22 protein-coding genes are annotated in these 22,433 nt (G+C 54.3%); 12 read left to right on the forward strand and 10 right to left on the reverse strand.

Going from position 1 to position 22,433, the window contains the following annotated elements; genetic code table 11:
* Positions 1-48: 48 nt before the first annotated feature.
* Entirely contained in the window at positions 49-1,488 is a 1,440-nt protein-coding gene (locus KKG35_16215; protein ID MBU1739673.1) for a hypothetical protein, read from the reverse strand.
* Between the two features lie 386 nt (positions 1,489-1,874).
* Here KKG35_16215 and KKG35_16220 point away from each other — a divergent pair, with 386 nt between their 5' ends.
* Both KKG35_16220 and KKG35_16225 read left to right on the forward strand, forming a co-directional pair.
* Positions 1,875-2,879: a hypothetical protein gene (locus KKG35_16220; GenBank protein MBU1739674.1), complete on the forward strand. Its 1,005-nt coding sequence runs from the start codon at positions 1,875-1,877 to the stop codon at positions 2,877-2,879.
* A 69-nt stretch (positions 2,880-2,948) separates the two neighbouring features.
* Positions 2,949-5,663 (forward strand): PAS domain S-box protein, encoded by a 2,715-nt coding sequence (locus tag KKG35_16225; protein ID MBU1739675.1) that lies wholly within the window; start codon positions 2,949-2,951, stop codon positions 5,661-5,663.
* A gap of 11 nt (positions 5,664-5,674) precedes the next feature.
* Here KKG35_16225 and KKG35_16230 read toward each other — a convergent pair whose 3' ends face one another.
* Both KKG35_16230 and KKG35_16235 read right to left on the reverse strand, forming a co-directional pair.
* Positions 5,675-6,088 (reverse strand): hypothetical protein, encoded by a 414-nt coding sequence (locus tag KKG35_16230; protein ID MBU1739676.1) that lies wholly within the window; start codon positions 6,086-6,088, stop codon positions 5,675-5,677.
* Complete coding sequence (locus KKG35_16235; GenBank protein MBU1739677.1) at positions 6,085-7,032, reverse strand: helix-turn-helix domain-containing protein; 948 nt, start codon at positions 7,030-7,032, stop codon at positions 6,085-6,087. The genes KKG35_16230 and KKG35_16235 overlap by 4 nt, the downstream gene beginning before the upstream one ends.
* A gap of 258 nt (positions 7,033-7,290) precedes the next feature.
* Here KKG35_16235 and KKG35_16240 point away from each other — a divergent pair, with 258 nt between their 5' ends.
* Positions 7,291-7,716: a cytochrome c family protein gene (locus KKG35_16240; protein MBU1739678.1), complete on the forward strand. Its 426-nt coding sequence runs from the start codon at positions 7,291-7,293 to the stop codon at positions 7,714-7,716.
* 173 nt (positions 7,717-7,889) lie between these two features.
* On the forward strand, positions 7,890-8,360 hold the full coding sequence (locus KKG35_16245; GenBank protein MBU1739679.1) for a Smr/MutS family protein: 471 nt from the start codon (positions 7,890-7,892) through the stop codon (positions 8,358-8,360).
* An 87-nt stretch (positions 8,361-8,447) separates the two neighbouring features.
* Here the strand turns inward: KKG35_16245 and KKG35_16250 are convergent, their stop codons facing one another.
* On the reverse strand, positions 8,448-10,016 hold the full coding sequence (locus KKG35_16250) for a hypothetical protein (protein ID MBU1739680.1): 1,569 nt from the start codon (positions 10,014-10,016) through the stop codon (positions 8,448-8,450).
* Positions 10,017-10,279: 263 nt separating this feature from the next.
* Between KKG35_16250 and KKG35_16255 the strand changes: the two genes are divergently transcribed.
* Positions 10,280-11,455 (forward strand): ATP-binding protein, encoded by a 1,176-nt coding sequence (locus KKG35_16255; protein MBU1739681.1) that lies wholly within the window; start codon positions 10,280-10,282, stop codon positions 11,453-11,455.
* A 122-nt stretch (positions 11,456-11,577) separates the two neighbouring features.
* On the opposite strand, the gene KKG35_16260 is transcribed toward KKG35_16255, so the two are convergent.
* Entirely contained in the window at positions 11,578-13,056 is a 1,479-nt protein-coding gene (locus tag KKG35_16260) for a hypothetical protein (GenBank protein MBU1739682.1), read from the reverse strand.
* Positions 13,057-13,472: 416 nt separating this feature from the next.
* On the reverse strand, positions 13,473-13,790 hold the full coding sequence (locus tag KKG35_16265; GenBank protein ID MBU1739683.1) for a cupin domain-containing protein: 318 nt from the start codon (positions 13,788-13,790) through the stop codon (positions 13,473-13,475).
* Positions 13,791-13,952: 162 nt separating this feature from the next.
* Here KKG35_16265 and KKG35_16270 point away from each other — a divergent pair, with 162 nt between their 5' ends.
* From KKG35_16270 to KKG35_16300, 7 genes are all read left to right on the forward strand, one after another.
* Positions 13,953-15,083 carry a M20 family metallopeptidase gene (locus tag KKG35_16270; protein MBU1739684.1) on the forward strand — a complete coding sequence of 377 codons (1,131 nt, stop codon included), beginning with the start codon at positions 13,953-13,955 and terminating at the stop codon, positions 15,081-15,083.
* Positions 15,073-15,714: an HAD family phosphatase gene (locus KKG35_16275; protein ID MBU1739685.1), complete on the forward strand. Its 642-nt coding sequence runs from the start codon at positions 15,073-15,075 to the stop codon at positions 15,712-15,714. The genes KKG35_16270 and KKG35_16275 overlap by 11 nt, the downstream gene beginning before the upstream one ends.
* A gap of 1 nt (position 15,715) precedes the next feature.
* The gene (locus KKG35_16280; GenBank protein MBU1739686.1) at positions 15,716-16,126 is read left to right on the forward strand and encodes an EamA family transporter; all 411 of its coding nucleotides are present in this window, start codon (positions 15,716-15,718) and stop codon (positions 16,124-16,126) included.
* A gap of 442 nt (positions 16,127-16,568) precedes the next feature.
* Complete coding sequence (locus KKG35_16285; protein ID MBU1739687.1) at positions 16,569-17,078, forward strand: O-acetyl-ADP-ribose deacetylase; 510 nt, start codon at positions 16,569-16,571, stop codon at positions 17,076-17,078.
* Between the two features lie 33 nt (positions 17,079-17,111).
* Entirely contained in the window at positions 17,112-17,267 is a 156-nt protein-coding gene (locus KKG35_16290; protein ID MBU1739688.1) for a Mut7-C RNAse domain-containing protein, read from the forward strand.
* Positions 17,245-18,156, forward strand: a complete 912-nt coding sequence (locus tag KKG35_16295) for a nitroreductase family protein (GenBank protein ID MBU1739689.1) — start codon at positions 17,245-17,247, stop codon at positions 18,154-18,156. Before KKG35_16290 ends, KKG35_16295 begins: the two co-directional genes overlap by 23 nt.
* A gap of 783 nt (positions 18,157-18,939) precedes the next feature.
* Entirely contained in the window at positions 18,940-19,365 is a 426-nt protein-coding gene (locus KKG35_16300; GenBank protein ID MBU1739690.1) for a hypothetical protein, read from the forward strand.
* A gap of 44 nt (positions 19,366-19,409) precedes the next feature.
* Here the strand turns inward: KKG35_16300 and KKG35_16305 are convergent, their stop codons facing one another.
* The 4 genes from KKG35_16305 to KKG35_16320 all read right to left on the reverse strand — a co-directional run.
* A complete protein-coding gene (locus KKG35_16305) occupies positions 19,410-20,156 on the reverse strand; it encodes a ZIP family metal transporter (protein ID MBU1739691.1) in 747 nt (248 codons plus the stop codon).
* A 15-nt stretch (positions 20,157-20,171) separates the two neighbouring features.
* On the reverse strand, positions 20,172-20,828 hold the full coding sequence (locus KKG35_16310; protein MBU1739692.1) for an NAD(P)/FAD-dependent oxidoreductase: 657 nt from the start codon (positions 20,826-20,828) through the stop codon (positions 20,172-20,174).
* 18 nt (positions 20,829-20,846) lie between these two features.
* A complete protein-coding gene (locus KKG35_16315; protein MBU1739693.1) occupies positions 20,847-22,100 on the reverse strand; it encodes a M48 family metallopeptidase in 1,254 nt (417 codons plus the stop codon).
* Positions 22,101-22,221: 121 nt separating this feature from the next.
* A partial coding sequence (locus KKG35_16320) for a hypothetical protein (protein ID MBU1739694.1) occupies positions 22,222-22,433 on the reverse strand: 212 nt, incomplete at its 5' end.

Here is a 22,433-nt window from a genome sequence, read left to right on the forward strand (position 1 = left end):
GCAGGAACAGCAATATTTGAGCTGTCCCTGCCTTTTCAATATAATGAATTAGGGGCAAGATGCCGGTTCCCAATATGTATTATTGACGGTGTAACAGGTAGCCCCAGATTTTTTGTATACATTTCCATCATGAGTATGGATGGTTGGGGCATACCCTGAATGACCATGGCCTGGTGATGCAGGGTAATTGATCTTTCCTTCCTGAATTTTATCCGTAGGTGCACCGGAGTTCGTAATGTCTTCTCCGAGTATCGCACCATTGGCAATTTCACCGGTTCCAACGGCATTATCAGCAATTTCGTCTGATCCCACAGAATTAGTGCCCAGATCATCGATGGTAATTGTGCCGTTTGCGATTTCACCTGTCCCGACTGCATCAGCTGCAATTTCGTCTGATCCCACTGAGTCGGTACCAAGGTCATCGCTGGTGATGCTGCCGTTATTTATTTCATCGGTACCAACGGCGTTCAGGGCTATTTCGTCGGAGCCGACAGAGTCTGTTCCCAAATCATCAGCTGTGATTGTTCCGTTTGCAATTTCACCAGATCCAACTGCATTATCGGCAATCTCGTCCGAGTGGACAGAATTGGTGCCAAGGTCGTCAGCTGTAATGGTGCCATCATTAATGTCTGCACTGGTTATCAGATTGCCTGGCCCGTAGATAATGTCGCTCTTGGTGGTGCCATGTGGGTTTGTGGAAATAGAAGTGTTTATATGATTTAACAGGTTAGTGGCATCAGAAGGAGTGAGAGGGCTTGTTCCAGTTCCCGATCCCGATGGAATGGTGACAATGCCGAGGTATGTATCGGTTCCGTCAATTTCCACTGAAAAAGTGTCGCCGGTCTGGAACTTTATTTTCTTTACGATCTTAAAGGCGGGTGGGTCACCTATCATTCCGATCTGAATGGTTTTACTGCAGCAGGGGGTCCAGCAGGACCAGCAGCATCTTTTGCAGGGCAGGGTGGCGCAGCAGCGGTGAAAACAGCATTTGAGCGACAGGCAGCATTTTTCGAACAGTTCGATGCATCGCAGATCGGTGGTGCAGTATAAACGGATCTGGTTCAGGCTGTCGCTTCCGAAGGTAAGATTGGTGTCCCTGAACATGCCGGGATCGATCGCTTTCCTTTTGATCAGTTCATCCGCCAACGCCTTGCCGGTATCGGACTGCCAGTCGATGGAATCGAGTACGTCTTTTAAGTTCCGGTCGTCGATTTCCTCCATGACCTGTTTGATCCGCGTGAGATCATACTTGCCGTCCAGAGGCTCGAAGGCGTCGATCAGGCTCGCGACCTGCTGGGGAATGGTTTCCGGGTAGGGTTTCTGGAGCTCCGGATCGTCCCAGGACGGGGCGGTGGGTTCGGTTGTCTCGGAGTTGTCGATCCGGGCGGCCAATTTTTCCAGTTCACCTTTGGTCAGTTTTGATTGATACAGCAAAAAGGCAACCATCACCGCCAATCCGATACTTAACAGCTTGTAAAAACCACTCATCCTGCCCTCCTTTCATAATATTTCCGGCCCTGTCATTTGTAAGCCCCCTGTATCATTCAATAAAATGAGAGCGCCTGCCATTGTTCACCTAACCCTTATTACCCCCGTGGAATGAGAATGTCAATGGAGGGAGGAGGTATAAATCCAGCCGGGATTGTGCGACAATGTGCCGGGTACTTATTTCTTGATAGTCGGCTTCCGGCTGCGGTAGGATAAGGGAGATGAAGGAAGAATTCACCTTTCTGGTATAGTTTTCTTGCCTGCAGGCAAGCGGCTCAACTCAGCCATACCCTGTATCCGACAGGGTATAGCCAATTACGAATGCTGCGGTATGCGTTTGTAGTTTCGGCCCGGGCGTAATGATGTCGGGGTGGAGGTTCTGGTGAATGTGGCGTTTTAGGATTGTGGCAGTTCTCCTGGCTGTCTCTTTGGTTATCGCTGGGTTTTATCATGAAGCCAGGGCGGAAGAACCGAAAAAGGTGGTGTTTATCCGCTACCGGATCGAACCCGCCTTTTTTGCCACGGTGCTCAAAGGGTTTAAGGAGAAGATGGCAAGCCGGGGCTTTATTGAAGGCCGGAATGTCAACTATGTTGATATCCTGACCAGAAGCGCCGATCAGACCTCTCTGCCCGATGTGATCGATGGAGTCAATCGCCATAAGGACACGGCCGACATGTTTATCACCTGCGGCTGGGTCTCGATGAAGGCCCGGGAGATGCTGAAAGAGTCCGGGGTCCCGCAGCTTTTTGTGCCGGTCCTGGAATCGGTGGCCTTGAAAATGTTGCCTTCGCTGATCGAACCGCCGCAGACCAACTTGAGCGGTATCTATCTGATGTATCCCCCGGAAAAGATCCTGCGGATAGCCAGGTTTGTCATCCCGGAAATAAAAAATTATGCCTATGTGTACGATTCGAGGATTCCCGCTGATCTGATTTTTAAATCAGCCTATCAGGATCTGCCGCCGGAAAAGATGCATGGCATTTCCATCCATTACCTTGACCTGGGCGAAGGGGTGGAGAGGGTGCGGCAGGCCATGGCCGAGCTGAAAATTGAAGCCTACGGCGGGATTGTCGGTTCCTTTAAAAACCAGCGGGAACTGGCTCGTTCCGGAGTTCCGGTGATTACATCTCTCACTCTGGATATTGAACAGGAATCCTTGCCGGATTTCCTGGATGAAAATACCCTGGCAGGTCTGTTCAACCCTTTCAGGTACTGCGGCAATCAGGCCGCTGAAATGACCGCCGATATCTTTGATGGCCTGAACTCCATTGAAAACACGGTTCCCAGAGCCGCCAGGCAGGTTGCCTTCGTAAACCTGAAAGCGGCAACAAATCTTAATCGGCCGATTTCTGTTGAAGTACTGGAAACGGTTGACGTGATTATAAAATAAAACATGCCCAGAAAGACTCCTTCACCAGCAGGCCAACTGTTCAAACGAGTTTTTCCTCGTTTCAATTCGGTGAAATTTATTTTTCTGTCGGCCATGATCTTTGTCATCGTCGTCCTCTCTTTTCCACTGATCATCTCCGGTTACAAGCTGATGAACAGGAGCACTTATCTCCTTGGTACTGAACTTCTCACCGATAAGCTGGCTCACCAGATCATGCCGGTGGAAAGCAGTTACGAGCGGTTGAAAATGATCGGCCTGGAAGACAGCACAATCCATCTGGATGAAATCAGGCAGAGGGCTCTGGTTTCGTTTGCGAGGTTTCGCTATCTTGAAACCGGCAGGATTTTTGTGATCGGCCGGGACAGATCGATCCTTCTTTCAAACGACTTCGCAAACGCTAAGGAACCGGGATTTGCAAACCTGTTTGCCGGAATGGCAGACGGGCGGGAAAGTGTCAACTATCGGGCCCAGGGGCATAATAAACTCGCAATCTTTACCCTGTTCGAGAGGTGGGACTGCTATGTCGGGATCAGCATTGATCATGCCGAGTTGTTTGCCGCCCGCAACAAGTTTCTCCTGATCAATGCCCTGGTGCTGGCCGGGACCATACTCCTGGCGGTGTTGTTAATGATCTTCCTGCAGCGGTTGATCATTTCTCCGCTGATCAGGCTGGCCGACTTCACTACCGGAGTGATGCAGGAGGTTTATAAGGCGGATGTTCCCGGACAATTTCTTTTTGAGCTCGGCACCTTGAAAACCGGGCTTTGCAGCATGGTGGCCGACCTGGTCAATAAAATGGGAGAAGCGGAGAATCAACTGGAAGTGATCAGTGAGCGGGAGGCGGAGCTTGATATCGCCCATAAAGCTCTGCTCCACAGCGAGGCCCAGCTGCAGGCGATACTCGATAACTCAACCGCGGTAGTCTACCTGAAAGATATCGAGGGCTGTTATCTCTCCATAAACCGGCAATATGAAGAAGTCTTCCATATCAGGCAGGAGGAGATTCTCGGCCGGAATGATCATGATATTTTTCCGAAAGATGTAGCCGATGCCTTGCGGGAGAATGACCGGAGGATTTTTGCCGGCAAGATGCCGCAGGTTTTGGAAGAGCAGATTCCCCACGATGACGGGCTTCTTCACACCTATGTTTCGGTGAAGTTTCCGATGTTTGATGAAAACGGCGACATTTATGCCGTGGGCGGGATTTCAACCGACATTACCAGCCGGAAGGAGGCGGAGGAGAAACTGGCCGCCGAGCAGGAGCGGCTTGCGGTCACCCTGCGCAGTATCGGCGACGGGGTGATAACGACCGACATCGACGGCAGGGTCATGTTGGTCAACAAGGTCGCCGAAGAATTGACCGGCTGGAAACAGAGCGAAGCCCTTGGCCGATCCCTTGAGGAAGTGCTCAATATCGTCGACATGAGAACCGGCGATAAGATCGGGGCGCTGGTGCCGAGAATAATTGGTGCCGGCCAGGTGAGTAATTTCAGCGGCAACCTCTGCCTGATTGCCAAAGACGGCACGAGGAGGGAGATTGCCGACAGCGGCGCGCCGATCCATGACCGGAAGAGCAGGACTATCGGCGTGGTCCTGGTTTTTCGGGATATCACCGAAAAGGTCAGGACTGATCTGGAGTTGCTGAAAATCAGAAAACTTGAGTCGGTCGGGGTTCTGGCGGGCGGTATCGCTCATGATTTCAACAATCTGCTTGCCGCGATCATGGGGAATATCAGTCTGGCCAAGTATATTGTTGATCAGGAAGATGAGGTGTATTCATTGCTGAATGAGGCGGAGAAAGCTTCCCTTCGCGCCAAGGCCCTGACCGGGCAGCTCCTCACCTTCTCCAAGGGAGGCGAGCCCATCCGGCATGCCGCTTCTATCGCAGAGGTCATAAAGGATTCGGCCGATTTTGTTCTGCGGGGCAGCAATGTGGTCTGCCGGTTTGATCTGCCGGAAGACCTCTGGCTGGCCGATATCGACAAGGGGCAGATCAGCCAGGTGATCCAGAACATCATCATCAACGCCGCCCAGGCCATGGGCATGGAAGGCGGCAGGGTCGAGGTGAAGTGCGGCAATATCAAAGGGTCCGAGATCAGCGGAATCCGGTTGACCGGCAACGCCTATCTGGTGATTTATATCACCGACAACGGACCCGGGATCAAGCCGACTGATCTGGACAGGATCTTCGACCCCTATTTCACCACCAAAAAGATGGGCAGCGGTCTCGGCCTTGCGGTAACCCACTCAATCATCAACAAGCATGAGGGCCATATCTCGGTCACTTCAACCCCTGGAGAGGGGACAACGTTTACCATTTATCTGCCGGCCATTGCTGATCAGGTCGCCTCGCTGGTTCTTCTGGAAAAACAAGCGGATATGATTTCCAGTCAGATGGTGCCGAGCGGCAAAGGAAGGATAATGGTCATGGACGATGACGATTCCGTCAGAACCATTGCCATCCGGATGCTTGAATTTTCCGGCTATGAAGCAGCCGGAGCCCGGGACGGAGAAGAGGCCATTGCGATGTACCGGCAGGCAATGGGCACCGAAAGCCCATATGATCTGGTGATCATGGATCTCACAATCCCGAATGGGATGGGGGGGGAGAGGGCGGTGCAAAAACTTCTGGAGCTCGATCCGGGGGCCAGGGTGATCGTGGCCTCGGGATATTCAAATGACCCGGTTATGGCCGGTTTCAGGAAGTACGGTTTCGTTGCGGCGGTCCATAAGCCTTTTCAGCTGAGGGAACTCAGCAACACGGTTCGCGAAATTTTATCCTGAGCAGCTGTCGGTCAATTTCCGCTGATTTTTCTGTTGACCATATTGCCGCCACTGTCCCGGCACCTGATCTCACCGCTTACTTCTCCTTGATGCAATGAACGGTCAAGCTGCATGGTGATCCTGAATTTTCCCGGTTTCAGGCCCCGGAGCAGCCACTTGGCAACCCCTTTATCGGCATCATATTTCATGAGCTCCGGGGTGGAGTCGGTCACCCGTGTTCCCGGGGGCAGATTCTGAATGACAATGACCAGCGGCGGAGCCGGCGTCGAAATGTCGAGCTCCACTTCAATTCTCGCACCGGAACCGCTCAGGTATCTGCCGCTCGCCAACTCCTCGCTCACGGCGTGGCCAGGAATCGATAAATTGGCGAGCAGTGCGGTCAGCGCCAGAATGGTGCGAATTAGATTGTGACGAAGGGTTTTCATTGACTGACCTCGTAGCGGTGATTGTTGGTGTCATAGGAATATCGGTCTGCGGCCCAAAGTTCATCGAGCTGTTCGCCCTTGAATTCGAAGCCGGTGATTTCGCTGAACAGATCATAGACCGCAAGGATCTCCTCATCGTCGATTCTGAGGTCCAGGTTGGTGTCCGCCCAGTGAAAATTGCGAATCCGAAGGGTGTTGTTCCCGGAAAGCTCAATCGTTCTGCCTGAGCCCGGGCCGGAAAGAATCTGGCCGGAAAATACCATCTCGGTATCCCCGGTTGCGCCGGGCGGACTTTTTACCAGATAGGCAAAGGTTTTGCTGCCTTCCAGGCGGGTGACCCATTTCACCAGGGATTGATCCTTGCCGGTGCTGGAGATGGGAGGCTGCCCGCTGATCGCTTTGCAACCGGAGGGGACCGTGTCCCGGAGAACCACCGAGACAGGTTGCGATGAAGTGCTGGTGACCTTGATAATGACCGGGAAAGACTGCCCGGCCGGGACATGGGGGGGCACAACTCTTTCCGCCCGGATGAAGGGAGCGGGATCAACCGGGGTTGAATTCTTGCTGAAAAGATAGGCGGTGATGAGCACAGCAACAAAAAGGAGCAGGAAAAGCAGAGGGCGGGAAAGTGCGGATGTTTTAACGGTTGGCGGCTGGTAGGGAATTTCCTGTTCCGGTAGTGTTTTTTCCGCTGGTTCCGCTGTTTCCTGGAGATCGAGAAAGTCTTCCACCCCGACCTGCAGGGCCTCGGCCAGTTTTTCGGCGTTTTCCATTTTGATGGAGGGGTAACGGCGATTTTCCCAGCGGGAGATGGTATCGGTGGTCACTTCAACCACCGTGGCCACATAGAGCTGGGTCAGCCCTCTCTGTTCACGGAGCCGGCGGACCTTTTCGCCGTCGATCCGGACCATCTGCGGCCCGCCGTATTGGCTGGTTTCGTTCATAAATTCAAATCCGAATATGTCATGGCAGGAGAAATGTTTCCTTCATGCTTTCCCCAGAGAATTACAGATATATCATTTTCTGCCCAGTGTAATCATCAACAATTTTATCCTCTGCTGTGTAACTATCTGAAATCATTGAAATGTCTGGTAGACATCGGGTCATGTCCGCTGTTTTGGCTTGGCTTTCGTTATAGAGTGGGAGTCACCAGAGGATGATGTTCCACAGACCAAACGTCAACAGAAACGAGGACAAAAGACATGAGAAACTCAACAATCGTTACAATCGCTTTAACCGTGATGGCCAGTACCTTTTTTTTGCACAGCGTTCAAGCCGGCAGCCCGCTTACGGCACCGGAAGACACCATCATTATTGAAGGGAAAAAGCCGGTGAAATTCAAGCACGCAGTTCATCTCGAACTCGGGGTGGCCTGTGGAGAATGTCATCATGATCTCAAACACGAGCCCTTAACCGCAGAGGGTATCGGCGCTTTGCCTTCTTCTGACGCACTTCAATGCGCCACCTGCCATAACAGTGATTTTGCGGTCGCGGAACTGCAGCAGAGAAAAAATATATTTCATACCAACTGCAAGGATTGTCATGGGAAAGAAGTGAACGGCAAAAAGGGGCCGACCAACTGTACCGGGTGCCACGACAAGAAGAAAAAGGCAGTAGAGGGGTGCTAGGGTCACGTCAACTCTAGACCGTCACATCTTTTACGTCTGCCACTTTGCGAGCGGGTAGATTCTGAAGGACGGGCGGGTTGAGGCACATATTCCGTGCTTCAATCCGCCTTTTCTTTTGTCATTTGGAAAATTTGGCTATACTGGCGCGGACGGAAATCAGGAGAACAGCCAGGATGGCCCGAAAGAAAAAAAATCTGCCACAGCTTGACGATACAGATCTGTACCAATCCTTCGGGGCGGCTTCGGAAACGGTCCCGAGCTTTGCCGAAGAACTGGAAGAAAGTCTTGCCGGCCAGGATCTGCAGGTCATCCTCAAGGAAAAGAAACCCCGGAAAAGAAGCCTTTCAAGGCGGGAGAAAATCGCTGTCTATCCTCCTCCCCAGGAAGAGCTGGACCTGCACGGGATGACTTCCGAAGCGGCGGAGCGAAGGGTTAGAACATTTCTCGGCGGTGCGGCCATAGAGAAAATAAAAACGGTCAGGATCATTACCGGCAAAGGCTTGCATTCCAACGGCCCTGCCGTCCTTCCGGATGTAACCGAAATGGTGCTGGAGGAGCTGAAGTCTTCCGGTACCGTGTTCCATTATCAATGGGAGAAAAAGGTAAAATACAAAAGCGGTGCGGTGATCGTTTATCTGAAATAGAGAAGACAGGATGCAGTAGTCAGAATTCAGAATAAATGAGATGACGAACAAAACTCTTAAAAAATGATACCTGACTCCTGACTTTACTCACTCAATCGCGATGTTGTCGATCGCGACCGGTCCGCTCGAGCCAAAAATCGACAGAACCCCGATGTTTGTCGGTGGCCCTGAGTTGCCCGTGAAGTCACAGTCAAAACCACCCTGGATCGTAATATCCTTTGCCAGGTCAAGTTCCAGTTGGCCATTCACATAAGAACTCTGGACTTTGATTGTGTCGAAGGAAATGACGGCAGGATCATCATAAACCGCCTGTAAACCGCCGTTCCAGTAAGCTGTGGCACCAACGCGGATCGGCCAGGTGCTGGGGCAGCCGTCAAGGGTCAGGCCGGTGGTGGAATGACTCTCGTTTTTGCCGGAATTCCAGTAGTCGGGAGATCCGTCACCATCACTGTCCACACTGGCGGCGGGATCATTCGGGAAGGCATCACTGATGTCCGGCACGCCATCGAAATCGCTGTCAATGTCGATTAACAGGTAAAAGATATTCTTCGGAATGTGTATGTTCGTGTTCGTGCCGTCGCCAAGCTGACCATATTGATTATGCCCCCAAGTCCAGAGGCTGCCGTTGCTCTTCAAGGCTGCGGAGTGCTCCATGCCGGCCGCAATCTGCACCCAGTTGGTGTCGGCGCCGATCCGGAGCGGAGCATTTTTGTCGACGGTCGTCCCGTCGCCGAGTTGACCGGCATAATTACTCCCCCAGGCCCAGAGGGTGCCGTTACTCTTCAGGGCCAGACTGTGCGCCTTTCCCGCATCGATCAAAGCCCAGTCAGTGGCGGTGCCGATCTGAACCGGACTTTTTTTGTCGACACTCGTCCCGTCGCCGAGCTGGCCGGTAATATTATCCCCCCAGGCCCAGAGGGTGCCGTTATTTTTCAAGGCCAGGGAGTGAAAAGCACCGGCCGCGATCTGCGCCCAGTCGGTGGCAGAGCCGATCCGGACCGGAGCGTTCCTGCTGCTGGTTGTGCCGTCGCCGAGTTCGCCGTTTGGATTATTGCCCCAGGCCCAGAGGGTGCCGTCATTCTTCAGGGCCAGAGTGTGGTAAAGACCAGCCGCGATCTGCGCCCAGTCGGTGGCGGTGCCGTTCTGAGCCGGGGTGTTTTTGCTGGTATAGGTGGAGTCACCCAGACGGCCATCGATATTATTGCCCCAGGCCCAGAGGGTGCCATCGTTCTTCAGGGCGATCGTGAATTCAAGACCAGCCGAAACTTTCGCCCAGTCGGTGGCGGTGCCGATATGAACCGGACCTTTTTTACTGACATTGGTCCCGTCGCCGAGTTCGCCATCCAGATTGCTCCCCCAGGCCCAGAGACTGCCGTCGCTCTTCAGGGCCAGAGTGTGGGACCCCCCGGCCGAGCCCAGCGCCCAACCTGCAGTGCCGATCCGGATCGGCACATTTCTGTCCGCAGTTGTCCCGTCGCCGATCTGACCGGCATAATTACTTCCCCAGATCCAGAGGTTGCCGTCTTCATGGAGGGCAACGGTATGATCTCCCATCGAGACTATCCGCGGAGTTGCCGCGCAGACAGTGGATGCCCGGGCTGCAATCAAGGTCAGGAGAAGGGCGACGATTACGCATGATTTCCGCAAGTTGTTCATGTTTCCCCATCCACTCATAATAAATTTATCTGATTCCCAGTATTGTAATACGATTGTGACCACGAATAAAAGACGTCAAGCAGAAAAAAAATAAAGCGGTTATTTGACGCGATAGTTCTTCAGGAAGGTTGACCGGATTCATGCCCCAGACCAACGAGGCAGCTGCCCATCCAGAGGCTGCCGGGGTTGATTCTCACACCACCCATCTTTCATGGATTGTAAATGAGATTGACAATTTATGCACTGGAGGGTAGTGTGGGAACATGATTCCCCGCAAACTGCTTTCAACTCTCCTGAAGCTTGCAGGCTACTACCCCGTTGTCGTCGTGACCGGGCCGAGGCAGGCCGGGAAAACGACATTATGTCGCGCCGCCTTCCCAGCCAAGGCCTATGTATCACTCGAATCGATGGACACCCGTGATTATGCCCGGAACGATCCTCGCGGTTTTCTCGCTGAGTACCATGCCGGAGCCATCATTGACGAAATCCAAAATGTTCCTGAGCTTGCCGGTTATCTGCAGACCGAGGTCGATGAAAAGCCGACTCCCGGCCGCTTCATCTTGACCGGTTCGCAACATTTCGGCATTTCACAAACAGTATCTCAGACCCTTGCCGGCCGGAGCGGCATGCTGGTTTTGCTGCCCCCGGACTGGGAGGAACTGCGACTATTCCCTGCGGTGCCGGAGGATCTGTATTCTTTGCTTTGGCAAGGTTCCTATCCACGGATATACGACCGGAACATTCCTGCCGATCTATGGCTTGCCGACTACACAATGACTTATATCCAACGGGATGTCCGGCAAGTACTCAATGTTGGCGACCTATCCTCTTTTTCCGGATTTTTAAAGCTTTGCGCCGGACGTACCGCCCAGGAAATCAACCTCTCAGTGCTGGGCGGCGATGCCGGCGTCTCCCACAATACCGCCCGAACCTGGCTCTCAGTTCTAGAGGCAAGCTATCTCGTATTCCGACTTCCGGCCTGGCATGCCAATATCCGTAAACAGGTGGTAAAAGCACCAAAACTGCATTTTCTGGATAGTGGTCTGGTCTGTTATCTTTTGAACATCAGGGAGCCGGAGCAGTTGCGTCATCATCCGTTGCGAGGGGCCGTCTTCGAGAGTTGGGTTGTCTCGGAAGTCTATAAAACGCTGGTTCACCGAGGAGAGCAACCGGATCTCTATCACTACCGGGAAAGCCGAGGGGTCGAGGTGGATTTATTGGTCAATCGCGGAGATCGACTCAGTGCCGTTGAAGTCAAGTCGGGCGCCACGGTGGCTGGTGATTTTCTTCAATGTTTTGCCCCTTTTGCCGAGAGAATCAGCAACACCACCCTGCCGAAGGATATTGACAATATAGTGGTCTATGGCGGCGAAGCCTCGCAGCAACGCTCCACGGCCCGAGTGATTGCCTGGAAAGATGCGGGGGAGATATTGGTCTGAAAGCGAATTTCCCAGGGAATCCTTATTACTGGACCCGGTTATGATTTTTTCAGGAGACGGGAAAAATTATTGAGCGATCATTTGCCGGAACTCAATTTTTTTTTCCTATCTCCCGTCTTTGTCTACTCAATCGAGATGCTGTCGATCGTGACCGCGTAACTTGCGGAGGAGATTGTCAGAGACTCGATGACCGTCGGCGCTCCGGAATTGGTGGTAAAGTCGCAGTCGAAACCGCCCCGGAGCGTGACCGCGAGCGCCCGGTCGAAGACCAGCGGGCCGTCGGCAAAGGAGCTCTGGACCCGGATGGTGTCGCCCGAGGCCAGGGGAGGGTTGTCGTACACCCACTGGAGCCCCTGCCAGTGGTCGGTTTTTCCGGCGATCCGGATCGGCATGGCTTGAGGACAGGCGTCAAAGCCGTCTGAAACGCTATCTCCGTCGGTATCGAAGTCGAGATGGAAAATGATTTCCTGTGGCATGTATTTATCTATAGTTGTGCCGTCGCCGAGTGTACCATAACGATTGTCTCCCCAAGCCCAGAGGGAGCCGTCGTTTTTCAGGGCCAGGGTGCTCCAAGCACCACTTGCCTCGATTCTAGACCAGTCGGTGTCGATACCGATATGGAATGGAGTGTTTCTCCATATGTTCGTCCCGTCGCCGAGTTGACCATATAGATTATGCCCCCATGCCCAGAGGGAGCCGTCGTTTTTCAGGGCTATGGAGTAATGGTTGCCGCCGGCTGTGATTCTGGTCCAGTTGGTGTCGGTGCCGATCCGGACCGGTGTGTTTTTGTCAACATTCGTGCCGTCACCGAGCTGTCCCGCTGCATTATTTCCCCAGGCCCAAAGGCTGCCGTCGCTCTTCAGGGCCAAGGTGTGAAAATGACCAGGCGCGATCCTGGCCCAGTCGGTGTCGGTGCCGATCCGGACCGGAATATTTTTGTTTACATTCGTGCCATCGCCAAGTTGTCCATAACTGTTAAGACCCCATGCCCAGAGGGTTCCGTTGCTCTTCAGAGCCAAGGTGTATCCTACTCCGGCTGATATCCGGACCCAGTCGGTGTCACTGCCGATTGGAGTTGGGGTAAGTTTGTCAGTATAATTGCCATTTGTACCGTCGCCGAGCTGACCCCAATAGTTATACCCCCAGGCCCAGAGAGAGCCGTCACTCTTCAGAGCGATTGAGTGCTGTCCTCCGGCCGAGATTTGTGTCCAGTCGGTATCGCTGCCGATTCGGGTTGGTGTGGTCTTGAAAGCGTTGCTGCCGGATGAGCCGTCGCCGATTTCGCCAAAAGTATTCGAGCCCCAGGCCCAAAGGCTGCCGTCGCTCATCAGAGCCAGGGTGTGGTTACCACCTGATGAGATCTGTGTCCAATCGGGGTCGGCTCCGATCTGGACCGGAACGATTTTCTGTACCCTCGTGCCGTCGCCGAGCTGACCGTATGAATTCTCTCCCCAGGCCCAGAGGGTGCCGTCGCTCTTCAGGGCTATGGTGTGTAACGTGCCGACGCTGATCTGGGGCGTTGCCGCCCATGCGGCGGTTGCCAGGGTTGAGACCAGGAGCGTAATAACCGCGGTGACGCATGATTTTCGGACGTTGTTCATGATTCCCCACCCACAAGTAAAATGTTTCGTCTACTGTTGCGACCAGGAAAAGGACGGAAGTGAAAGATGTATCATATAGTTTCGGAGTCGGGCTGATGCTCCCGCTCCTTTTTCGCACTATTAATCAGATTTCCGAATCTCTGACAAGAGAAATCTCTTTTCAGGAATAACTCCTATAAATCTCGTGGATTCGGTGGGTTAAACGGAGTGGGGGGGAGCGGGAAAACAAGTGGAAATGGGATGATTTGAAGCTGCAGCAGGCAGAATAAACCGGCCTTGCATGCCGGAAATGCTTCGAGGCCACAGTCGGCCCTGTTCTCGGCACAAGTTTTTGCAGGAACCGGAGGAAACAGCGGCCTGAAGCCATCCGGGCCGGTAATCGTCTCCGCACCAAAGAGGAAGGCAAGCGACAGCGCTCAGATCGGCGGGGCGATGGTCACCAGGATCCGCATATCCGTTTCGGCCCTGACCCCGTGGGGCTCATTGATGTCGCAGACCAGAATGTCGCCCGGTTTTGCCGGGATGGCGGCATTGTCGGCGCCGAGATATTCACCCTTGCCCTCAAGGACCTGGATGGAGAGCTGGCCGTCAAGGCTGTGGGAGTGGACCGGGAAGGTGTGCCCCGCCATCAGGTTGAAGTTGATGATCCGGAACCAGGCGGAATCGTGGATCAGCATCTTTTTCATGCCTTTTTCATCGAAAACTCGTGTTTCGTTCAGATCGGTAACTTTCATGTTCATCACTCCTTTGTTTTTTTTTATCCTATCACACCGTGTTCATTATTCCTTGACCCAGATCAATCGTGAAGAAAATCCGGAAATTATCTGTTTGCCAGAAGGGTTCTCATCTGGCAGAATCAGTCCTGAGCCGAGAAATTAAAATAAACGGAAAACCGCATGCCATCCATACCCGATGTAATCACGATGACCAGGGAACTGGTCGGAATCCCCAGCGAATCATCAGACCCGGTAGGAACCGACACGAATTCTGCCGAAAAAATGGTCGTCGCCTACCTGCGGCAACTCTGCCTGGCGGCAGGGATTGAGCATTGCACCAGAGAAGCCCTGCCGGGCCGTGACAACCTGCTGGTCCGGCTGCCGAATCCGGGTGCGCCCAAAGTACTGATCGTGGCCCATATGGACACGGTCAGCGCGCGCGGCATGGACGAACCGTTCAGCGGCAGGATGGAAGACGGCAGAATCATGGGACGCGGTTCGTGCGACGACAAGGGGCCGCTTGCCGCCGGCCTGTCGGCGCTTCTTGCCCTGCACGGGAAGAAGATTGTCCCCGCCTACGATGTTACCTTCGCCGCCAGCGTCGACGAGGAATGCACGATGTCCGGGGCAGAGAGCCTGGCCCGGGAGATCGACGATTTCGCTCTCTGCATCGCCCTGGAACCCACCAATCTGCAGATCATCCGGGCCCACAAGGGGGTGTACCGGTGCCGGATCATCACCCGGGGTCTTGCCGCCCACTCATCTCACCCGGAAAAGGGACGGAACGCGGTCACCTCCATGGTGATGATCCTGAATGATATTGATAGCTTAAGGGTGAGACTGGCCAGAAACAAGCACCCGGATCTGGGGCGGGCCAGCCTGGCGGTGACCACCATTAAAGGCGGGGCCTCGGTCAATGCCATTCCCGATTACTGTGAAGCGGTTGTCGATATCAGGATTCTCCCCGATATGTTTACCGATGAGGTCGGCAAGCTGGTCAGGGAATATGTCGACGGTCGGGGCGAGGTCGAGGAGATTTACACCGGCGACGGGATCAGCACCAGTATGGAAAATCCGCTCATCCTCTCCCTCGCGGATTCCATTGTGAAAGAAGGATGCGATCCCGGGCCGGTCACCGCCTCGTTTGCCACCGATTGCTCCCGACTGCATCAGAAAGGGCCCTGTATCGTCTGGGGGCCGGGTGACATCCATCAGGCCCATCAGGCCGTTGAATATGTTCTTGCCGAGCAGCTCGAACAGGCACAGCGAATCCTGACCGGTTTTCTCACAGGTGGCCACTTTGCAGAATAGCGGCGGGGAGCAGTTACCACTGGTCGTGCTCTTCGACTACGGCGGCGTTCTGGCCGAGGAAGGGTTCATGGCCGGGCTGAAGGCAATCGCGGCGGGCAACGGGCTTGAGCCGGATGACTTTTTCCGCAACGCGACCGAGATCATCTACGAGTGCGGTTATGTCATCGGCCGGGCGACCGCCGCCGCTTTCTGGAACGGAATCCGGGAAAGATACCGGATCACCGGTGACGACGAGGCCCTGACCCGGGAGATCCATACCCGCTTTATCTTGCGGCCCGGCATGATGGCAAAGGTGAGGGCTTTGCAAAAAAATGGGGTGCGGACGGCAATCTTAAGCGACCAGACCGACTGGCTCGAAATGCTCGACCAGCGCGACCATTTTCTGGCTGAATTTTCTCCGGTTCTGAACAGCTTTCACCTGGGAATCACCAAGCGCGACCCGGAAGTTTTTGCGATTGCCGAGAAGAAGATCAAGGTTCCGGCGGAGCGAATTCTCTTTGTCGATGACAATCCGGGCCATATCGGGCGGGCCCGGGAGATGGGTTTTGCCGCGCACCTGTTCACCGCTGAAGAAGATTTCGGACGGGCGCTTGCCGTGCTCGGACTGATCTCCTCCGGGGAGGGTGAATAAGATGCCTTCCTGGCTGCAGCCCGCTTTATGGGCTTTACTCATGTTCGGCCTCTGGGGTTTTTTCCCGAAGCTTGCCGTAACCTATCTCGACCATAAAAGCGCGGTGGTCTACCAGGTGATCGGCAGCCTGCTGGTGGGCCTGTTGATGCTGGTTTCCGTCAAGTTTCAGCCCGCCGTCAATGCCCGGGGGATTTTTTTCGCAATCCTGACCGGGATCACCGGGGTGGCCGGTACCCTCTTTTTCTTCGCTGCGGCGGAGCGGGGCAGAATCTCCCTGGTGGTCAGCGTGACCGCGCTCTATCCGCTGATCACCATCCTGCTGGCCGCTCTTTTTCTGAAAGAACCCATCACCCTGAAACACCTGGCGGGGATGGTGTGCGCAGTGGTGGCGCTTCTTCTTCTTTCATCTTGACTCAACTTTATGACTTGTCTTAAGATATTGGTTTGCTGTCATAAAATGATCCAAAGTCATGGTGGCATTGCATGATTAGAAGCCAGAAGCCAGAAGCCAGAAGCCAGAAGTCAGGAGCCAGAAGCCAGAAGCCAGGAGCCAGGAGCCAGAAGCCAGGAGCTAGGAGCCAGGAGCCAGAAGCCAGGAGCCAGAAGCCAGGAGCCAGAAGCCAGAAGTCAGTAGCCAGGAGAAAAGCTTAAAGCTTAAGTTGAGCAGCTTGTCTGCTCATGAAACTTATACCCCAGGGGGTACTGAAGTGAGTACCCGAAGAGTGAAAAAATCAGTCATTCTGGCTTCTGGCTTCTACCTTCTTGTGGAATACTGGCACGAAAATATCGCCAAAACCCCTTTATTCTCTGGAAATTAGGCAAACCAGAAAGTTGAGATTCTGAGAAAAGACACTATGGACGAGCATAAAATTCTCCTGGTGAACAGCGATATCACCACCCTGGAAGTCGACTGCATCGTGAACGCCGCGAACAACTCTCTTTTGGGCGGCGGCGGGGTCGACGGCGCCATTCACCGGGCGGCCGGGCCGGAACTGCTGGCCGAGTGCCGGACTTTGCAAGGATGCGCCACCGGGGAGGCCAAACTCACCGGTGGGCACAGGTTGCCCGCTTCATACGTGATCCATACCGTGGGGCCGGTCTGGCGGGGAGGCGGCAACGGCGAAGAGGAGCTGCTCGCTTCTTGCTACCGGAGTTGTTTTGCGATTGTGAAAGAGCATTCCTTTCACCGCATTGCCTTTCCGGCCATAAGCACCGGGGTGTATCGATTTCCGAAAGAGCGGGCGGCCGGGATCGCAATTGCGGAAACCCGCAAAGCCCTTGCTGAACAGGGGCAGCTGGAGCAGGTTCTCCTGGTCTGTTTCAACGATGAGACCAGGCGGGCCTACGAAGCTGCGCTGGAATAAAACCCTTGCCGGTACGGATCATCCTTGACGGAGATGGTTCTGGAGCGGTTGGAACCGTTGACCAGGAAATATTACGCCGATTTTCATCACTGCCCGATGTGTGCGCGGATCTACTGGCCCGGCTCCCATCGTGATATCATGCCCGACTATCTGCAAGGAATCTCTCATGAACGGTACGATCACCCCTGAAATTGCTGCGGAAAAATGCACCGGCTGCGGATTGTGTGTTGCCATCTGTCCCGACCGGACCCTTTCAATGGCCGATGACCGGGCTGAAGTGACCGGCGGCAAATGTTTGCAGTGCGGGCATTGTCTGGCGGTCTGTCCCGTTGAGGCGATAACGGTTTCCGGCATAGACAACGACAATCTGCAGTTTGCCACCTTTGATTTTGACCGGCAATGGCTGGCCTGGGGCAAGTCCGATCTCTCCGGTCTGGTTGGGCTGATGGCCTCCCGCCGCTCCTGCCGCAGGTATAAGCAGGCCGCAGTGCCCCGGGAGATGCTGGCCGATCTGGTGAAGATCGCGATTACCGCGCCGTCGGGAACGAACAGTCAGAAGTGGACCTTCACGGTTCTGGACAGTCGGGAGAAGGTCCGGGTTTTCGGGGTCCGGGTGGCCGGGTTTTTCAGAACACTCAACCGGATGGCCGAAAATCCTGTTCTCAGAATCTGGTCAAGACTGTTTGGCGGCAATGCCTTGGGTAATTATTTCAACCGCTATTACCCAACGATTCGGGATGGCCTTGCCGAGTGGGATAACGGAGGCCGGGATCTGCTTTTTCACGATGCGCCGGCGGTTATCGTTGTTGCTACCGCGCCCGGGGCGAGTTGTCCGGCGGAAGATGCCGTGCTGGCCAGCCAGAATATCCTGCTCGCCGCCCATGCCATGGGGCTTGGCACCTGCCTGATCGGCTTTGCGGTGTCGGCGATCAGGCGTGACCCGGCCATCAAGGATGTTCTGGAAATCCCAAGGGAAGAGACGGTCCATGCGGTCATTACCCTGGGCTATCCGGATGAAAAATATCGTCGATTAACCGGAAGATTACCCGTCAAGCCGCGGTTCCCGGAAATTTCCTGAACATGTGCCGGCAAAGGATTCTTCCATTTTGCAGACCCGCTGCTTTCCATTTTTAAGCGGATTACCGCCATATTTCAGCCAGTTTTCCAACCAGCAATACATGTTGTTGCTGGTTTATACAAATATTGGTGTGAATCAGAACACAAGTTGAATGATCCTTCGACAGGCTCAGGATGAGCGGGTACAAACAGTATTTCCGCTCACTCTGACTGTGAGCCTGTCGAACAGTCGAAGAGTTATTTGTTGAAATTCGATGGTCATCAGCTTTTTTTTTGAAACTCCCCACCATTGCCGACCGGGCGGAATGGCCACAACGTCATTCGACCCTGAAAAGTCAAGTTGTGTTTTGAGCGTAAGTCCTTAATATTCACCGACTTTTTTCTTGAGTTCTCCATTTTTAAACCGATATAATAGGTGTAGGAATTAAATAATAATCAATGCTGGAGGCACGCATGAAGGATGATCAGGAGGGCAGGCCGCGGCAAGAGTAAGCTTGAGTTGAGCAGCTTGGCTGCTCAAGCGAAACTTATACCCGAAGGGTGCAAAGCTTAAGTTGAGCAGCTCGTCTGCTCGAACAAAACTTATACCCGAAGGGTGTAACGGATAGTTAAAACCAGTCAGTAAAAAAACAGCCGGTGGCCTGCCAATTATTGTCGGTCTCGTAAAAGACGGGACGGACGGACAGCGCCAACTATAGTACCTGATTCGTTGTCGGCAAATCCGGACGATTTCGATTTTTACGAAGCCTTCAATTTTTCGTCAAACCAAAAGGGGGCTTTTGCTATGGACGAAATTGACAAGGTAAGGTTGCTGGCAGAGTTGGACAGTGAGTGTTGTGAGCTGAATCACGGCCCGAACACCAGAAAAGAGGATTATCCGGCGACAGACTATATCGTGCTGCCGGTCGGTTACAGGAAAGACGAGGTCCAGGAAATCACCATCAGGGACCTGGTCGTTCCCGTCTGTTTTGCATGTGCCCATGCCCTGATCGGGAACGAGTGGACCCTGCTTTATTGTTTTGAATGCGGTGAAAGCCGCTGGGTATGCAGGGAGCTTGCCAGGAACAGCTACCGCCATCATATTCTCTGGCTGCGCGGTTGTCCGGACTGCAGCAATAAGTTCGGCGGTCTCTATTTCACCGACCAGCCGGAACAGGCGACCCAGCTGCAGTTTCTTATCGGCGCCCAGAAGAGCTATATCGTGGCGTGATCAGGTCGCGGGGCGTTTTTCTTGGGATGTGCGGGATCTGACCCTCAGCCGCTGTAGATCAGGCGCATGGCAAGCATCATCCCGAGACCGGTGATAAAGGCCAGAAAGTGTTTGATATTTTCCGCGAAATGTCGGTGTTTGTTGACCTCGGGGACCAGGTCGGAGGCCCCGATATAGATGAAGTTGCCTGCGGCAAGGGGCACCAGAAAAGAAATATCGATGGTTTTGGAAAATCCGTACGCCACCAGCCCTCCCGCCAGAAAAGTGAGGCCGGAAAGAACGTTCAGCAGAAGAGCGGTCTTTCTTTGCCATCCGGAATGGAGCAGGACCCCGAAGTCTCCAAGCTCCTGTGGTATTTCATGAATGACCGCCGCGGTCAAGGTGGTGATCCCGAGCCTGATATCGATCAGAAAGGTCCCGGCCACGGCCAGACCGCCGATGAAATTATGCAGCCCGTCACCGATCAGGATCAGGTAGCCGAGCGGCTTTTTACATGCGGCATGGGCATTTCGACAGTGATGCCAGTGGATGACCTGTTCGAGAGCAAAAAAGGCGATGAAACCGACCAGCAGCCAGACAAAGAACAGCTCATTGCTGCCGGGGAATTTTTCCAGCCCTTCGGGGATCATATGGAGAAAGGCGCCACCGATCAGGGTGCCGGCCGACAAGGCGACAAGAGGAAGCAGTATTTTCTGGAAGGTGGCCTCGGTCATGAAGAAGACCAGGCTGCCCACCATGGCGATGCCGCACATCAGCAGACCGCTGAATATAATCCAACCCAGTGGTTCCATAGAATAGTCTCCCCCTTATGACAGGACAGCGTTTTTGACCGTCTCGACCCCGACCCGGTCGACAAAGCGGGCGGTGCGCTCTTTTTTCTTACCATTCTGCCGGTAATAGTCAACCAGCTTTTTGACCAGCGTGATCGCATCGTCCCGGGAAAGTTCCTCGGCGATCAGATCGGCGATCCGGGGCCTGCCGCCGCCGTTGCCGCCGAAGGTGACCTGCCACCCTTTCTGTTTGCCGATCAGACCGATGTCCCGGACAAAGCTCTCCCCGCAGCAGAAGGGGCAGCCGGAAACGCCGATCTTCAATTTGGCGGGAAGTTCCACTCCGCTGAAGAGTTCCTCCAGTTCCATGCCCATCCCCAGGGAGTCCTGGACGCCGAACTTGCAGACTGCATTGCCGGGGCAGGCCTGGACGTAGTGAAGGCAAAGCTCGGTGGCCCGGCCGATTCCGGTGCCGAGTTCCGCCCAGACTTTTTCCACATCATCACCCTTGATCCCGACCAGGGCGAGCCGCTGGCCGGAGGTGATCTTGGTGATCGGAATCTCGAATTTTCGCACCAGGGCGGCGACCGTTTCCAGAACCTCCGGAGTGAGCAGGCCCACCGGGGTCCGGGGGACGATGGCATAGGTTTCTTTGTCGCGCTGGAGAATGGCGCCTTCAGGGATCTCGGTCATTGTTTTTCCTCCCATAAATTACCGGTTCTGTTCCCGGGGGGTGATTTCCCTGATCGCCGCGATGCGTGCCAATAACGGCGGATGGGAATAATGCAGGAACACGTGGAAAGGGTGCGGGGTCAGGTTGGCGAGGTTGGTCGCGGCCAGTTTTTTTAAGGCATTGATCATGTTTTCCGGTTCGTCGGTATTGGTCACTGCGAACCGGTCTGCTTCGTACTCGTTGTGGCGGGACAGCATGTGCATCAGCGGGGCAAGGATCATCTCAAGGGGGGTGAAGAGCAGGCCGAAAAAGAGCAGACCGGCGTACACGGAACTGTGCTCCATGGCAAAGGCGGAAAAGAGGCCGGGATGACTGACGAAGATGGAAAGAAGATAGAGCATCACGCCGGTGTGGACGATGCTGATCATGATCCCCTGGAGGATGTGTTTTTTCTGATAATGGCCGATCTCATGGGCCAGGACCGCCACCAGTTCGCCGACCGAATGCTTGTTGATCAGGGTATCGAACAGGGCGATTCTTTTGTTGCGCCCGAAGCCGGTGAAAAAGGCGTTGGATTTGCTGGAGCGCTTTGAGCCGTCCATCACGAACACATTCTGCAGGGAAAAACCGACCGAGTCGGCGAAACTGAAAATGGCCTCGCGCAGCGCCCCTTCTTCCAGGGGCGAGAATTTGTTGAACAGCGGCATGATCCAGGTCGGGGCGACAAACTGGACAATCAGGGTAAAGAGGGTGACCGCGAACCAGCACCAGAGCCAGGCGAATTGGCCGGTGGCCTCGAAGAACCAGAGCACCCCGGCCAGCAGAGGTCCGCCGAGAAGCACGGTCAGCAGAAGGCCTTTGAGCAGGTCGGCGACGAAGGTGGCCGGGGTCGTCCGGTTGAAACCGAATTTTTCTTCGATCACAAAGGTCGAGTAGAGAGTGAAGGGCAGGGAGATCACGGTTTTGGCAAGCAGCAGCAGCCCGGAGAAGATGAGCCCGGTGACGATCACATTGAACTGCCAGCCCCGGACCAGCTGGTCGAGAGCATTGAACCCGCCAAGCTGCCAGAAGAGGAGGAGAATAAGCAGGTTGAATGTCCCGGTGAGCAGTCCGAACCCGGTCCTGGTCCGGGTGTATTGCTGAGAGCGGGCATATTCTGCGGGATCGTAGACCCCGGCGAATTCTTGCGGCAGCTCCGGTTCCAGGGCCGCCAGGTTCAGGCGGTCGGAGACGAGTTCAAGAAAATAATTTGCCAGCAGCGCCGCCAGGATGATCCAGCCGTATATATTCATAGTATCGATTCCATTTGTATGAGTTGCATCGAATTTCACCCCAGATGTTGGACCCGGATAGGTCCCTACCGATCGGGCGGGGATGAAATACGCTAGAGCAGCCCAAAGAAGTATTCCGTATTTAATTTGTTCTTTTTCTTTGCATGCCCAAAGAAAACGAACCAAAAGAAAAGGCACCCGGCCACTTGTCCCGCCGAGGGCGGGATACCCTGTGCTCCTCGTCAGTGACGGGACGCTGAAAAACTCGCCCTTCGGGCTCAAACAGTTCCAGCGTCTTATCCGTCACCGCCTGCGGTGCTCGGCTGCGTGACATGGGGAAGGAAATGCAAAAAA

It is taken from the genome of Pseudomonadota bacterium (assembly GCA_018823285.1).
Classification (GTDB): domain Bacteria; phylum Desulfobacterota; class Desulfobulbia; order Desulfobulbales; family JAGXFP01; genus JAHJIQ01.

Bases quoted from the DNA above. Each gene is read 5' to 3' on its own strand.
- KKG35_16265 (MBU1739683.1), bottom strand. From the start codon at position 13,790: ATGAAAGTTACCGATCTGAACGAAACACGAGTTTTCGATGAAAAAGGC.
- KKG35_16260 (MBU1739682.1), bottom strand. From the start codon at position 13,056: ATGAACAACGTCCGAAAATCATGCGTCACCGCGGTTATTACGCTCCTG.
- KKG35_16310 (MBU1739692.1), bottom strand. From the start codon at position 20,828: ATGACCGAGATCCCTGAAGGCGCCATTCTCCAGCGCGACAAAGAAACC.
- KKG35_16300 (MBU1739690.1), top strand. From the start codon at position 18,940: ATGGACGAAATTGACAAGGTAAGGTTGCTGGCAGAGTTGGACAGTGAG.
- KKG35_16255 (MBU1739681.1), top strand. From the start codon at position 10,280: ATGATTCCCCGCAAACTGCTTTCAACTCTCCTGAAGCTTGCAGGCTAC.
- KKG35_16245 (MBU1739679.1), top strand. From the start codon at position 7,890: ATGGCCCGAAAGAAAAAAAATCTGCCACAGCTTGACGATACAGATCTG.
- KKG35_16220 (MBU1739674.1), top strand. From the start codon at position 1,875: ATGTGGCGTTTTAGGATTGTGGCAGTTCTCCTGGCTGTCTCTTTGGTT.
- KKG35_16235 (MBU1739677.1), bottom strand. From the start codon at position 7,032: ATGAACGAAACCAGCCAATACGGCGGGCCGCAGATGGTCCGGATCGAC.
- KKG35_16280 (MBU1739686.1), top strand. From the start codon at position 15,716: ATGCCTTCCTGGCTGCAGCCCGCTTTATGGGCTTTACTCATGTTCGGC.
- KKG35_16250 (MBU1739680.1), bottom strand. From the start codon at position 10,016: ATGAACAACTTGCGGAAATCATGCGTAATCGTCGCCCTTCTCCTGACC.
- KKG35_16215 (MBU1739673.1), bottom strand. From the start codon at position 1,488: ATGAGTGGTTTTTACAAGCTGTTAAGTATCGGATTGGCGGTGATGGTT.
- KKG35_16305 (MBU1739691.1), bottom strand. From the start codon at position 20,156: ATGGAACCACTGGGTTGGATTATATTCAGCGGTCTGCTGATGTGCGGC.
- KKG35_16290 (MBU1739688.1), top strand. From the start codon at position 17,112: ATGGTTCTGGAGCGGTTGGAACCGTTGACCAGGAAATATTACGCCGAT.
- KKG35_16295 (MBU1739689.1), top strand. From the start codon at position 17,245: ATGAACGGTACGATCACCCCTGAAATTGCTGCGGAAAAATGCACCGGC.
- KKG35_16285 (MBU1739687.1), top strand. From the start codon at position 16,569: ATGGACGAGCATAAAATTCTCCTGGTGAACAGCGATATCACCACCCTG.
- KKG35_16270 (MBU1739684.1), top strand. From the start codon at position 13,953: ATGCCATCCATACCCGATGTAATCACGATGACCAGGGAACTGGTCGGA.
- KKG35_16230 (MBU1739676.1), bottom strand. From the start codon at position 6,088: ATGAAAACCCTTCGTCACAATCTAATTCGCACCATTCTGGCGCTGACC.
- KKG35_16315 (MBU1739693.1), bottom strand. From the start codon at position 22,100: ATGAATATATACGGCTGGATCATCCTGGCGGCGCTGCTGGCAAATTAT.
- KKG35_16240 (MBU1739678.1), top strand. From the start codon at position 7,291: ATGAGAAACTCAACAATCGTTACAATCGCTTTAACCGTGATGGCCAGT.